The 13,680-nt window shown below is 59.5% G+C and carries 14 protein-coding genes and 1 other annotated feature; of the genes, 9 read left to right on the plus strand and 5 right to left on the minus strand.

Annotated elements, in window-relative coordinates; translation table 11 throughout:
• Positions 1 to 128 precede the first annotated feature (128 nt).
• The 7 genes from ilvN to GJT30_17180 all read left to right on the plus strand — a co-directional run bounded on the left by ilvN (position 129) and on the right by GJT30_17180 (position 7,698).
• Complete coding sequence (gene ilvN / locus GJT30_17150) at positions 129 to 620, plus strand: acetolactate synthase small subunit (GenBank protein MSM41348.1); 492 nt, start codon at positions 129 to 131, stop codon at positions 618 to 620.
• Positions 621 to 701: 81 nt separating this feature from the next.
• Positions 702 to 1,718, plus strand: coding sequence for a ketol-acid reductoisomerase (gene ilvC, locus GJT30_17155; protein ID MSM41349.1), 1,017 nt, complete (start codon positions 702 to 704; stop codon positions 1,716 to 1,718).
• 89 nt (positions 1,719 to 1,807) lie between these two features.
• Positions 1,808 to 2,449 (plus strand): phosphatidylserine decarboxylase family protein, encoded by a 642-nt coding sequence (locus GJT30_17160; GenBank protein MSM41350.1) that lies wholly within the window; start codon positions 1,808 to 1,810, stop codon positions 2,447 to 2,449.
• A 35-nt stretch (positions 2,450 to 2,484) separates the two neighbouring features.
• Positions 2,485 to 3,234, plus strand: coding sequence for a CDP-diacylglycerol--serine O-phosphatidyltransferase (gene pssA, locus GJT30_17165; GenBank protein ID MSM41351.1), 750 nt, complete (start codon positions 2,485 to 2,487; stop codon positions 3,232 to 3,234).
• Between the two features lie 138 nt (positions 3,235 to 3,372).
• Positions 3,373 to 3,638: a binding site (T-box leader), on the plus strand.
• 52 nt (positions 3,639 to 3,690) lie between these two features.
• Positions 3,691 to 5,247, plus strand: coding sequence for a 2-isopropylmalate synthase (locus tag GJT30_17170; protein MSM41352.1), 1,557 nt, complete (start codon positions 3,691 to 3,693; stop codon positions 5,245 to 5,247).
• Positions 5,248 to 5,371: 124 nt separating this feature from the next.
• Positions 5,372 to 5,863, plus strand: a complete 492-nt coding sequence (locus GJT30_17175) for a hypothetical protein (protein ID MSM41353.1) — start codon at positions 5,372 to 5,374, stop codon at positions 5,861 to 5,863.
• The gene (locus GJT30_17180) at positions 5,863 to 7,698 is read left to right on the plus strand and encodes a hypothetical protein (protein MSM41354.1); all 1,836 of its coding nucleotides are present in this window, start codon (positions 5,863 to 5,865) and stop codon (positions 7,696 to 7,698) included. Before GJT30_17175 ends, GJT30_17180 begins: the two co-directional genes overlap by 1 nt.
• Positions 7,699 to 7,788: 90 nt before the next feature.
• On the opposite strand, the gene GJT30_17185 is transcribed toward GJT30_17180, so the two are convergent.
• Both GJT30_17185 and GJT30_17190 read right to left on the minus strand, forming a co-directional pair.
• Positions 7,789 to 7,989, minus strand: coding sequence for a cold-shock protein (locus GJT30_17185; GenBank protein MSM41355.1), 201 nt, complete (start codon positions 7,987 to 7,989; stop codon positions 7,789 to 7,791).
• A gap of 198 nt (positions 7,990 to 8,187) precedes the next feature.
• Complete coding sequence (locus GJT30_17190) at positions 8,188 to 9,159, minus strand: TIGR00730 family Rossman fold protein (protein MSM41356.1); 972 nt, start codon at positions 9,157 to 9,159, stop codon at positions 8,188 to 8,190.
• A 223-nt stretch (positions 9,160 to 9,382) separates the two neighbouring features.
• On the opposite strand from GJT30_17190, the gene GJT30_17195 reads away from it, so the two are divergent.
• Both GJT30_17195 and GJT30_17200 read left to right on the plus strand, forming a co-directional pair.
• Positions 9,383 to 10,666: a homoaconitate hydratase family protein gene (locus GJT30_17195; GenBank protein MSM41357.1), complete on the plus strand. Its 1,284-nt coding sequence runs from the start codon at positions 9,383 to 9,385 to the stop codon at positions 10,664 to 10,666.
• Positions 10,667 to 10,739: 73 nt separating this feature from the next.
• Positions 10,740 to 11,267, plus strand: coding sequence for a 3-isopropylmalate dehydratase small subunit (locus GJT30_17200; GenBank protein MSM41358.1), 528 nt, complete (start codon positions 10,740 to 10,742; stop codon positions 11,265 to 11,267).
• Positions 11,268 to 11,318: 51 nt separating this feature from the next.
• On the opposite strand, the gene GJT30_17205 is transcribed toward GJT30_17200, so the two are convergent.
• Genes GJT30_17205 through GJT30_17215 form a run of 3 tightly spaced genes read right to left on the minus strand, consistent with a single transcriptional unit; the run spans position 11,319 to position 13,486 of the window.
• Entirely contained in the window at positions 11,319 to 11,972 is a 654-nt protein-coding gene (locus GJT30_17205; GenBank protein MSM41359.1) for an ATP-binding cassette domain-containing protein, read from the minus strand.
• Positions 11,973 to 11,975: 3 nt separating this feature from the next.
• Positions 11,976 to 12,659, minus strand: a complete 684-nt coding sequence (locus GJT30_17210; protein ID MSM41360.1) for an ABC transporter permease subunit — start codon at positions 12,657 to 12,659, stop codon at positions 11,976 to 11,978.
• Positions 12,660 to 12,670: 11 nt separating this feature from the next.
• The gene (locus tag GJT30_17215; GenBank protein ID MSM41361.1) at positions 12,671 to 13,486 is read right to left on the minus strand and encodes a tungsten ABC transporter substrate-binding protein; all 816 of its coding nucleotides are present in this window, start codon (positions 13,484 to 13,486) and stop codon (positions 12,671 to 12,673) included.
• Between the last annotated feature and the right edge of the window lie 194 nt (positions 13,487 to 13,680).

Here is a 13,680-nt window from a genome sequence, read left to right on the forward strand (position 1 = left end):
GTTGCTCTGCGTCGCACGGCGCTCAACGTACTGATGTACGCCTCGCGCCCTGCTCCTGGCGCGCCTTGCATCCGGAGCCTTTTGCTGTGCCGCGATAAACACTATTTTTTAGGAGGAGGTTATTCCTCATGAAGCATACGATTTCCGTGCTGGTCGAAAACGAGTTCGGGGTGCTGTCGCGGGTTGCGGCCCTTTTTTCCGGCCGCGGCTTCAACATTGATTCGCTCTCCGTGGCACCAACCAACGACGAGACGATCTCCCGGATGACCCTGGTCACCCGGGGGGATGACCAGATCCTGGAGCAGATCACCAAGCAGCTCAACAAGCTGATCGACGTCATCAAGGTCATCGATTTCACCGATGGCAGCGCCATCGACCGGGAGATGGCCCTGATCAAGGTAACTGCGGAAGACGAAAGCAGGGCCGAGGTGCTGCGGATCGTCGACATCTTCCGCGCCAAGATCATTGATGTCACACCCCGCTCCTACACCATCGAGGCAACCGGATCGCCGGTCAAGATCGACGCCATCCTCGAACTGCTCCGTCCGCTCGGCCTGAAGGAACTGGTCAGGACCGGGCCGGTGGCCATCGGCCGGGGCGCCAAGGGGTGGAAAGGGTAACCGTTATCGACTCCGCATCGTGGCACTGCCCGGCGGATGCAAGCTCGATAGATGATGTTCAACACACAAGGGAGGAAGAAGATGCAGATCTATTACGAGAAGGACAGCAACCCCGCGATACTGAAGGGGAAGAAGATTGCCATCATCGGTTATGGCAGCCAGGGACATGCACACGCCAACAACCTCAAGGAGAGCGGCGTCGACGTCATTGTTGGTGAGCTTCCGGGAAGTGACAACTACAAGAAGGCGGAGACTGCCGGTTTTACGGTTTCCGATGCCGGTACTGCAACGGCTAATGCCGATATTATCGTTATCCTGCTCCCGGACGAGCTTCAGGGCGGCATCTATCGCGAGGCGATCGCTCCGAACCTCAAGCAGGGCGCCTACCTGATGTTTGCCCACGGCTTCAACATCCACTACGGCCAGATCGTGCCGCGTAGCGATGTCAACGTCTTCATGGTTGCCCCCAAGGGACCGGGCCACCTGGTGCGCCACGAGTACCAGAAGGGTGGCGGCGTGCCCGCCCTGATCGCGATCCATCATGATCCGGCCGGCAACACCAAGGAGATCGCCATGGCCTATGCATGCGCCATCGGTGCCGGCCGCGCCGGCATCATCCAGACCTCCTTCAAGGAAGAGACCGAGACCGACCTGTTCGGCGAGCAGGCCGTGCTCTGCGGCGGCATCACCGCCCTCATCCAGGCCGGCTACGAGACCCTGGTGGAAGCGGGGTACTCCCCCGAGATGGCGTATTTCGAGTGTCTCCACGAGACCAAGTTGATCGTCGACCTGATCTACGAAGGCGGCATCGCCAATATGCGCTACTCGGTCTCCAATACCGCGGAATATGGCGATCTGACCCGTGGACCGCGCGTCATCACCGAAGATACCAAGGACGAGATGCGCCAGATCCTCACCGAAATCCAGAACGGCGAATTCGCCCGTGAGTGGATGCTGGAGAACCAGGCCAACAAGCCGGTCTTCAATGCCCTGCGTCGTCAGGCAGCCGATCACCCCATCGAGGAGGTCGGTGCACGGCTTCGCTCCATGATGGCCTGGATCGGCAATTCGAAGATCGTGGACAAGACCAAGAACTGATTATTCCGACCCCGTTCTGAGAGGCCGGACCTGGGGATTTCCCGGGCCGGCCTCTTTGCGGTTTGCACCGGAAAGGAAAACTCAGCCTGATGCGCAACAACTCTACTCCCGTGGCGATGGAAGGCATCCCCTTTATCCTCGGCGGTGCCCTCCTTACCGTGGTTCTCTTGCTGCTACACTGGCTGTTGCCGGCCCTGGCGGCGCTGGTCTTGACCCTCTTCATCCTCTACTTTTTCAGGAACCCGCAACGGACGGTCCCTGGCGACGAGAACGCCGTCCTGGCACCGGCGGACGGGAAGGTCATCTATCTGGGCGATGCCTTCGAGGAACACCTGGGGAAGGAAACGACCAAGATCAGCATCTTCATGTCGGTCTTCAACGTGCATATCAACCGGGTGCCCGTTACCAGCACGGTAACGGATACCTTCTACATCCGGGGGAAGTTCCTGGATGTGCGCGATGAACGGGCCACCTTCGAGAACGAGCAGAAGGGGCTGGTGCTGGAAACGGCAAAGGGATGGAAACTGGTGGTTGTGCAGGTGGCGGGACTCATCGCCCGGCGGATCGTCTGCTATGCGGAAAAGGGTACCCCGCTGGTACGGGGGAAGCGCTACGGGCTGATCCGTTTCGGCTCGCGGCTCGACGTCTACCTGCCGAAAGAGACCGTCGTCAGGGTGAAAATGGGCGACACGACCGTTGCTGGCGAAACGATTCTGGGGATCCTGCCGTGAACAACGATACGGAAAAGGTTGACCGCAGCGAAAGCATTCGGAAGGGGATCTACATCCTCCCCAACCTGTTCACCACCGGCAGCCTGTTTGCCGGCTTCTACAGCATGGTGGCGACCCTCTCCGGCGATTACCGGACCGCTGCCATCTGGATACTCGCCTCCTCCATCTTTGACGGACTGGATGGCAAGGTTGCCAGGGCTACCGGCACCACCAGCAAATTCGGCGTCGAGTACGACTCCCTTGCCGACGTGGTCTCCTTCGGAGTGACGCCGGGGCTGCTCATGTACGCCTGGGCCCTGCGCCCCTTCGGGCGGCTCGGTTGGGTGGCGGCCTTTCTTTTTGTCGCCTGCGCTGCCCTGCGCCTGGCGCGCTTCAATGTCCAGGTCAACACGGTGGAAAGCAAGCGCTTCATTGGTCTCCCCACGCCGGCGGCTGCCAGCATGGTCTCGGCGACCGTGCTTTTGTTCTACCATTTCGGCTGGCCCAGCTCCTTCAAGAAGCTGGCGATCTTGGCACTCATCTATTTCCTCGCCTTCCTGATGGTCTCCAACGTCAAGTACTACTCCTTCAAGGACCCCGAGCTGATCAAGCGGCAACCGTTCGGCTTCCTGGTCCTGGCGGTTCTGCTCTTCATCGTCGTGGCTGCCGAGCCGGTGCTGATGCTGTTCGTGATCTTTCTCTGCTATATCCTTTCAGGTCCCATCGCCTTTTTCGTGACCTGGCCGCGGCGCCGGCGGCTGGAAAAGGCTATCCATAAAGGGCATGAAACCTCCCGCAATCTTTGAACGACCGGCCGGGATATCCGGCTGCCGGGACGCCCTGAGCCGACATCCCATTTTATGCGGGTCTGTGAATATCTTTACGCCATTCGATTTTATTACTTGACAACAAACTGCTGTTTTATTTACTCTCGGTTAAAATCAGCAAAGGCAGTGAAGAGGAGTAGTAATCCTGACCCTTGGTCAAGAGAGCCGGTGGGTGGTGCGAACCGGTCCAAGAAGGGATGAACTCGCCTCAGAGCCGCTCCCGCGAGGGGGGAAGCCCCGGTAGTCGGAGACGTAGCGCCAACGTAACGGGCGAAATAAGGCCTTTCCAGAGATTCTTTGCGCGTTCCGTACGGAGCATGTCAGCAGAGATGCAATGGATCGGTGAAATGGGTGGTACCGCGGAGATAACCTCTGCCCCATGTTTGGGGCAGAGGTTTTTTTTCGTTTGTGGGTAAATACGAGGAGGTAACGAGCATGGCAAAGGCAAAGAAAAAAGACGAGCAGCAGCTGATCAGGATCTTTGATACCACGCTGCGTGACGGTGAGCAGTCGCCCGGCAACAGTATGAACATTGAGGAGAAACTGCGGGTAGCCAAACAGCTTCAAAAACTGAATGTCGACGTCATCGAAGCGGGATTCCCCATCGCATCGGAGGGAGATTTCGAGGCGGTCAAGCGGATTGCCCAGACCATCAAGGGCCCCGAGATTGCCGGCCTCTGCCGCTCCAGCGACAAGGATATCGACCGGGCCTGGGAAGCGCTCAAGTATGCCGGGGACAAGGGGCGGATCCATACCTTCATCGCCACCTCCGATATCCACATGAAATACAAGCTGAAGATGGAGCCGAAGAAGGTTCTGGAGGCGGCGGTCAAGGCGGTGAAGCGCGCCAGCTCCTACACCCCCAACGTGGAGTTTTCCTGCGAGGATGCCGTCCGGACCCGTCTCGACTTCCTTGTCGAGGTGGTGGAAGCGGTCATCGATGCCGGGGCGACCACGGTCAACATCCCGGATACGGTCGGCTACACCATCCCCTTCGAGTACTTCAACATCATCAAGCACTTAAAGGATAACGTGCGCAACATCGACAAGGCGGTGATATCCGTCCACTGCCACAACGATCTCGGGCTGTCGGTCGCCAACTCGATCGCCGCGGTCCAGGCCGGTGCGGGCCAGGTGGAATGCACCATCAACGGTATTGGTGAGCGGGCCGGCAACTGCTCGCTGGAAGAGTTCGTCATGATCCTCAAGACGCGTAACGACATTCTCCCCTTTGTCACCAACGTGCAGACCGACCAGCTGACGCCGGCGAGCCGGCTGCTCTCCACCATTACCGGTATCGGCGTGCAGCCCAACAAGGCGGTGGTCGGCGCCAACGCCTTTGCCCACGAGTCGGGCATCCACCAGCATGGTGTGTTGATGGAGAAATCGACCTACGAGATCATGACCCCTGAATCGGTCGGTCTGAAGGCGAATGTCCTGGTGCTCGGCAAGCATTCCGGCCGCCATGCCTTCAAGAAGCGCCTGGTGGAACTGGGCTACGACCTTTCCGAAGAAGATATGAACCGCGCCTTCGATAAGTTCAAGTCGCTGGCCGATCTGAAGAAGGAGGTCTTCGACGAGGACCTGGATGCCCTGATCGCCGACGAAGTGATGCGACCCAGCGAAAAGTACAAACTCGACCATATCACTGTCACCTGCGGCTCGTTTGCCGTGGCTACCTCGACCGTGCAGTTGGAGATCGACGGCATTGCGGTCCGCACCGCCGAACTGGGGGACGGCCCGGTTGATGCCACGCTCAAGGCGATCAAGAAGCTGACCAAGACCAAGTGCAAGCTCCTGCAGTACAATGTCGGTTCTATCACCGGCGGTACCGATGCCCAGGGCGAGGTTACCGTGCGGGTGGCTGACGGCGACAGAACCGTCACCGGGCGTGGTTCCTCCACGGACATCATCGAGGCCTCGGCCAAGGCGTACATCAACGCCCTGAACCGCCTTTCCTCCCAGAAGGATCGTTTCGTCGAGGCGCTCTAGCCTTACCGGTAGCAACTGTTCCACGACAAGGGGGTGTCTGGAGGCACCCCCTTCTTTTTTCCTTAGAATTTGCTTTTTTCGGGCGCAAGTCAGCAGCGTATCTGCCGATGACAATAGGTATCCCATGAAGCGCTCCACCATCATATATGCACTCCTGTTCGCCCTGGCCTGCGGAACCGCTGCCGCGGCTGAACAGAGGGCTCTGCAGAGCTGGTATTTCCAGGGGACAGCCTTCCGGGAAGGGAGCGTCGCCGGGCTGCCAGCGGTTCGCCTGGCTGACGGTTATCTGCCTGCCATTATCATAGTCGATGAATCCCCTGATGCTGTGCGGTTGCCGCGTGGTACCGGCGGGGTGGTGGTTTTCTGCTATGTGCAGAATATCGGTGGCAAGCTGTCGGATCATGACGGATTTCTGCCGGTTGCCGGTGCAGCCGTGGAGCTCAGGCGCGGTGCATGGCGGATGGCCGGACGTACGGACAGCCTCGGCTACCTGGTGCTGGCGGTGCCGGCCGGCACCTATGAGATCACGGTCAAGGGGCAACGGCGAGAGGCGCGCGTAGAGATGGGGAGATCGGCACTGGTGGCCGTGCGAACCGGGAAACGGATGGTGGATTAGTGAAACGACGGGCAATTGTCGGATGCATGTTCATGGTGGCGGTCTGGGGAGTGCTGGCCCCGGCTGCAGGTGCCGGGTCGCTTGACCGCTACTATCTGGAGCGTTTCGGAGAGTTGTCCCAAGGTACGTCGCCAGTGGCCGGTGTGCGTGTGGAAAGCGCCAACGGGACATCGGGTGTGTCCGAACGGTGCGGAACCCTTCTCTGGCGAGGGGTGACGCGCGACTGGAGCCTATTGGAGACGGGAACCCAGCAGACGCTCGCAAAATACCTTGCCAAGCCGGTCCTGGCGGGAGAGGCGATCGTCGAATCGGGCGACGGCCATTTCCATATCCACTATGCCACAAGCGGCGACGATGCCCCTCCGCTGGCCGATACCAATGCCGACGGCATTCCGGACTGGGTCGAGACCGTTGCCTCTGTGATGGAGGCGATCTATACCCGGGAGGTTCTGGACCTTGGCTACCAGCCGGCTCCTACGGTTGGCGGACAGCCCTACGACATCTACCTGAAAAATAACGTTGGCGGCCAGGTTGCCACCTACCTGGGGATCACCCAGTCAGACACCCCCCTGAGCAGTACCTCGTACAGCAGCTTCATCACCCTCGACAACGATTACGCGGAGTTTCCGGTCCGTTACATGCCACTGCAGTATCTCAAGGTCACGGCCGCCCACGAGTACCACCACGGCATCCAGTATGGCTACAACTTCTATTTCGATTCCTGGTATGCCGAGGCCACATCCACCTGGATCGAGGACGAGGTCTACGACTCGGTCAACCAGCTGTATGATTATCTGCCCTATTATCTGCAGAATCCCAGCCTTGCGCTGAACATCTCTCCCAGTGTCTATACCGGGGGAGGCTATGGCCGCTGGGTGTTCAACCGTTACCTTGCCGAGATCAACGGGCGGGCCGTGGTGCGGAGTGTCTGGGAGAACCTGAAACTGATCCCTCCCCCCGCAGACGGCAGCGATATCCCCATGATCCCGGTGATCGACACGGTACTCGGCGGGGCTATCGACCAGCACCTGATCGGGCTGGGGAAACGGTTCATCATGGAGAACTGGGCGAGCCACCTGGACGAGATTTCCCTTATTCATCCAGTGGCTACCGTTGCCGGGACCACAACGGTTTCCAGCTATCCGGCCAACAACTACTCATTCAGCTTTCTCAAATATGAGTCGGTCACGGCCCAGTCGACAACGCTGACGATTGCCTTTGCCGGCAAGCCGTCCGGTGTGGCCGCGGTTGCCTTCCGCCAGAATGGGTCGGGCAGCTTCAGCGAGTTCGCCTATGACCCGGTTACGGCGACCATTGTCGTTCCCGGTTGGTCCATCACTACCCCTGTCGTCCTCATGCTGTGCAATAACCTGTCCGGGACTACGACTACCCCCGCGGACCCGACCGGGGTGATCGCCAGCCTGACGGATGCGCAGGTTGTCACGGCAAAATCGCCAACACTGGTTTCCGGACCGACGGTGGTCAGCTCGACAGGGGAGAGCGGAGGAGGTGGGTGCTTTATTGCAACTGCGGCTTATGGCAGCTATCTCCATCCCAAGGTCCGGCTCCTCAGGGAGTTTCGGGATCGATGGCTCCTCACCAACCGGGTCGGGCGCTGGGCGGTTGCCTGCTATTATCGCATCAGCCCTCCTCTGGCGCGGATTATCGCCCGGCACGGGTGGATGCGCAGCTGCTGCCGGGTGATGCTGGCCCCCGTAGTGCTGGCAGTGGAATATCCTCTGGGTGGCACAGCGGTGGTGGCTGCCGGGTTTCTGGGCTTCTTGCTGATCTGGCGGCGGCGGGGATATCTGCGGGTGTGGACAGCGCTTCATTGATGTCGTGAACGGGACAAAAATGGCGTCGTGAAAAGAAAAGCCCTGCCGGTATGCCGGCAGGGCTTTTCGTTCGTTTGTGTGCTGTGTGTGTCAGGCCTTGCGGACGTTTGCAGCCTGGAGACCCTTGGGTCCGTTGATGACATCGAAGGTTACTGCCTGGCCTTCGGTGAGAGTCTTGAAACCTTCTCCCTGGATGGCAGAGAAGTGCACGAACACGTCGTCACCGTTCTCCTGCTCGATAAAGCCGAACCCCTTAGCATCGTTGAACCATTTCACTTTTCCCTGTGCCATTGATGAACTACCTCCTTCATTTCAGCTCCGGTCATGCTGCCGGATGAGTGGGGATTGCCGCAGTTTCCGGACTCTTCGGCAGGGAAGTGCCAAGATCCAACAGGGAACTTGCCTTCTCTGGTGCTGCAAAGGCATCCGAGACTTACTGCAGTGTAAACCTACCATGCGTCCTGAGGGCTGTCAACCCTGTTTCTGCGCTCAGAAGGTGTTTATCCGGCCGATGAAGGCAATGAGGAGCCCATAGTGCTGGTGGTCGAACTCAAGGGAAAGCCGGGGAAGTTTCATCAGGTCCGGTTCGTCAGCCTCCTCCGGGAGCGCGGCGCAACGGGTGATCCCCGTCCCGGGCCGCCGGATTTCGGGGAACTCGCAGCAGAGCACTTCCACATCCTCATTCGAAAGCTCTTTGTTGAGCCTGATGATGAGCCGCCCGCCGACAAAGCGGAGCGAGTGGTAGGTGCGGTAGAAGGTTTCGATGACCTCGATGGCCTCCATCTCCGTCCGGGTGATGGTGAAGATGGAGAAATCCTCGGCGGAGATCAGGCCCCGGCCGAGCATCGCCTCTTTGATGAAGGTGAACCAGCGGTCCCAGTAGCCGCTTTCGTCATCGATGAGCACCAGGGGCTTTGGCGCGGTTTTGCCGGTCTGCACGAGGGTGAAGACCTCCATCGCCTCGTCCAGCGTCCCGAATCCGCCGGGGAAAACGGCCAGCGCATCCGCCTCCTTGACAAAGGCGATCTTCCGGTTGAAGAAATATTTGTAGGTGATGAGCCGGGGGTTCTGGATCATGACCGGGTTGGGCGACTGCTCGAATGGGAGCCGGATGTTGACGGCAAAGGAATTTTCGCTGCCTGCCCCTTCGTTGCCCGCCTGCATGATCCCCGGTCCGCCGCCGGTGATGATCATGTAGCCTTTTTTTGCCAGCTCGTTGCTGAAGCGGATGCATTTCTGGTAGATCAATTCGCCCGGTTCCGTCCTCGCCGAGCCGAAGATGGTGACCTTTTTCTTATGGCGGTACGGCGCAAAGACCTTGTTGGTATACCGCATCTCTTTCATGGTGTTGTTGAGCATTTTCAGGTCGGCGAGATAGTCGGTCTCCTGGCCTGCCTTGAGTGCCGAGATGATCATTTCCCGGACGACCGCCGGATGGTGGATGCCCCCGGTGTCGCGCATCAGCTGGTCAATCTCCTGATCCAGCGGTCCGTTGGTCCTGGTAAAGCTGAGTTCGGTCACGGGTTGTCTCTCCTTGGCCCTGAATTACCGGCGAGTATAGCATCTGTCCGGCGTACAGGCAAATGAGAAGCGGATTCGGAGATAAAATCCGTTGATTTGCAAACACGGTTTGGAGTACAGTAGCGCACGTTCAGTGCGAATATCCATCCGGAAAGGATCTGTTATGGGCAAGACTACAGCTGAAAAGATCTTTGCCAGTCACCTGGTTGACGAGCCATTCCCCGGCACTAAGGTGCTGAAACTCGATGTGGTCATGTGCCACGAGATCACCACTCCCATTGCCATCGCCGATTTGATGGCGCGGGGGAAGGACCGGGTTTTCGATACCTCCAGGATCAAGGCTGTCGTTGATCACGTCACCCCGAGCAAGGACACCAAGACCGCCACCCAGGCCAAGATGCTGCGTGACTGGGCGCGACGCCACAACATCAAGGACTTCTTCGACATCGGCGCCAATGGCGTCTGCCATGCCCTCTTTCCGGAAAAGGGGTATATTCGGCCGGGATATACCGTGATCATGGGCGATTCCCATACCTGCACCCACGGCGCCTTCGGGGCCTTTGCCGCCGGCATCGGCACCACCGACCTGGAGGTGGGGATACTCAAGGGGGTCTGCGCCTTCCGCGAGCCGAAGACCATCCGGTTCAACCTGAACGGTACCCTGCCCAAAGGGGTCTATGCCAAGGATGTCATCCTCTATCTCATCGGCCAGGTCGGCGTCAACGGCGCCACTGACAGGGTCATGGAATTCCGCGGGCCAGTGGTGGACGCCATGACCATGGAATCCCGTATGACGCTCTCCAACATGGCCATCGAGGCCGGGGGCACCTCGGGCATCTGCATGCCCGACATGGTGACAGTGGAATATCTCTGGCCCTTCATCCAGAACGACTATGCTTCGAAAGAGGCGGCCCTGGCAGACTTTGCGCAGTGGCGGTCCGATGACGACGCGGAATACGACAAGATCATCGATTTCGACCTCTCCAACCTGGAGCCGACGGTTACCTTCGGCTACAAGCCCGACCAGGTGAAGCCCATAAGCGAGATTGCCGGCACGCCGGTGGACCAGGTCTATCTCGGCTCCTGCACCAACGGCCGGCTCGAAGACCTGCGGATTGCGGCCAGGATCCTCAAGGGGCGCAAGATCGATACGTCGGTGCGCGCCATCCTCTCGCCCGCGACCCCGAAGATTTACCAGGAAGCCCTGCATGAGGGGCTGATCGATATCTTCATGGAGGCCGGATTCTGCGTGACCAACCCCACCTGCGGCGCCTGTCTCGGCATGAGCAACGGTGTCCTGGCGGAAGGGGAGGTCTGCGCCTCGACCACCAACCGGAACTTCATGGGCCGCATGGGCAAGGGGGGGATGGTCCATCTCATGTCCCCGGCCACCAGCGCCGCTACCGCCATTGAAGGAAAGATCGCCGATCCGAGGAAGTACCTGTAGGGGGGTTCCCGGTTGCCCGTGACAAGGGCCATCCAGGATCTGTCCCGCCATTTCACAGCCAAGGAGTTACCATATGAAACAGTTCGGAGGCCCTGTCCTCTTTCTCGACCGTTCGGACATCAATACCGATGAGATCATCCCGGCCAAGTACCTGACCGAGATTACCAAGGAAGACCTGAAACCTTACATCCTTGAGGACCTCAAGCTCCCCGGTTTCGATCCCAAGGGGGAAAAGACCAGCGCGGCACGGGTCATTGTCAGCCGCTCCAATTTCGGCTGCGGTTCTTCGCGTGAACACGCCCCCTGGGTCTTTGAGGTGAATGATGTCACCGCAGTCGTGGCCGAGTCCTTTGCCAGGATCTTCCGCCAGAACATGTTCAACTGCGGCATGGCAGCCATTGAACTGCCCAAGGAAAAGATCGATGCCCTGTTCGCCTATGCCGGCCATGCCGATGTCGCCATGAGCCTCGATATCGCTGCCCAGTCGCTCACCGTGAGCGGAGGGGGAAAGAGCGAGAGCTTCAGTTTCGAGATCTCCCCTTTTGACAAGGCGCTGGTCCTGGCCGGGGGATGGGTCGACTACGCGGATACGAAGTACTGATCTCCACATGCTCCAGACGTTCACGAAACCCGCCGACCCCGGCGGGTTTTTTTATGGGACCAGCCTCCCTGCGACCAGATGGATGTTCCTGTTTCCCAGTCTGTCCGGGTGGGACGGGTCATGGGTGGTGAGGAGGACCGAGGTCCCCTGGGCAGGCAACGCCGTGATCACGGATTCGAGGATTGCAGCGCTTTCCCTGTCCATGTTGGCAAACGGCTCATCGAGCAGCAGCATGCGGGGTTTGACGGCAATGGCGCGCGCCAGGGCCACGCGTTGCTTCTGCCCGCCCGACAGCTCCCGCGCCGGGCGTTCCCCATGGCCCGACAACCCCACGGCAGCCAGGGCCTCTTCAATGATGCCGCGTCGACTCCTGGCGCGGCTGCCCCGGACTTTCAGGCCGAATGCCACATTGCCTGCCACGCTGGCGTCGAGCAGGTAGGGGTCCTGATGGAGCAGTGTCACGTTGCGGCGCAGTCGGCACAGCCTGGATCTGGTCCATCGGACCGGTTCGCCGACAAAAGCGATCTGCCCGGACGAAGGGGGGATGAGAAATGCGAGGATGGCGAGCAGGGTGCTCTTTCCCGCGCCATTGGCGCCCGTCAGGGTGTAAAGAGTCCCTTCCTCTATGGAGAGATGGTCGATGTCGAGCACGACGCTCGTGCCGAACACCTTGGTAACGTCATGCAGGCTGTAGAGAAGGGGCATCGGCTACCTTTCCTGCAGGAGGTTGAGTATCAGGTTTACGGCAAAGGCAATGGCCATGAGGATGCCGCCGAGGGCGAGGCCGAAGGCGAATTCACCCTTGCTGGTTTCCATGGCGATGGCTGTGGTCATGGTCCGGGTGTAACCCCGGATATTCCCTCCCAGCATCATGGCCACCCCGACTTCGGCGATGACCCTGCCGAACGCGGCGATCACTGCGGCCATGATGCCGAAGCGCACCTCCCGGACCAGCTGGATGGTCCCCTGAATGGGGCCGGCCCCCAGGGTGGCCACTGTCGGGAGTATGCGGGGATCTGCCCCCTTGATGGTGCTGACGCAGTAATGGATGACGATGGGGAGTGCCAGCAGGGTCTGTCCGATGACCATGGCTGCCGGGGTGAAGAGCAGCCCCAGTTCGCCCAGCGGGCCCTGGCGGCTGATGAAGGCATAGACCAGGAGGCCGATCACGACCGTCGGCATGGCCATCAGGGTGTTGAGGAGAGTGAGGAGTGCCCGTTTCAGCGGGAAGTTGTTGATGGCGATGGCAACGCCGGCCGGGATTCCCGCCAGGGCAGAGATGCAGATTGCCCCGGCCGAAACGGCGAGCGATGTCCGTACTGCGGCCGTGACTTCCCGGTCCAGAGAACCTATCAGGTTGAAGGCGGTCTGCAGCGATTCCCAGAAAAACATGGGGTTTCCGCCTATCTGTAGACGAAGAACAGCGGTTCGCCATTCACCCGGAAATCGGTAATGATCTTCTGCCCCTCTTTTCCGGTAAGGTAGTCGATGAACTTCATGGCAAGGTCATACCTGGCATGCGGATAGCGCTTCGGATTCACCGCAATGGCCCCGTAGGGGTTGAAAAGCCCCTTTTCTCCCTGGAACAGGATGACCAGATCGGTCTTGTTCTTTTTGAAGGCGTTGTAGGTGCCGCGGTCGGCGAGGGTGTACCCCTGCCTCTGGGTGGTCATGATGATGACCTCCCCCATCCCCTGGCCGGTTTCCAGATACCAGTTGCCCGCGGGTTTGACCCCGGCGGCCTGCCAGAGCTCCTTTTCCTTCTGGTGGGTGCCTGATTCATCGCCGCGGGAGATAAAGGGGGACTCCTTGGCGCGAATCCTGAGCAGCGCCTCGGCTGAGGTCCGGGCACTCCTGACGCCCGCGGGATCGCTGGCCGGGCCGATGATGATGAAGTCGTTATACATGATATCCCGGCGGTTGATACCGTAACCGCTGGCGACGAACTTGTCCTCCAGCTTCCGCGCATGGACCAGTACCGCATCCACATCGCCTGCTTCGCCGAGTTTGAGCGCCTTGCCGGTGCCGACGGCGATGACGTCCACCTTGCAGTGGTTCCTCTGCTCGAAAGGGGGGAGCAGCACCCCGAGCAGGCCGGTGTTTTCCGTGGATGTGGTAGTGGAAAGCCTGAGGTGCTCAACGGCACCTGCCCTCGGAGACAATGCCATCAGGATGAGGACCGACCAGAGCAAGGGGGAAAACAGGCGAATGAACTTCATGAATGACCTCCGTGGCGGATTATGCACCCATTATTTTACCAGGCAAAGCAATTCGTGCCGCAGGTTTCGCGGCTGCATAAATTCTGTGTGCTCTCTCATGCCGCTCTGGGCGATGTTCTGTATACGACAGTTGGTAAATGTACATGATTTTGATTGACTCGCGACCGGTTATCTAAAATAATTGCCGAACTTTG

It is taken from the genome of Geobacter sp., assembly GCA_009684525.1.
Lineage (GTDB): Bacteria > Desulfobacterota > Desulfuromonadia > Geobacterales > DSM-12255 > Geoanaerobacter.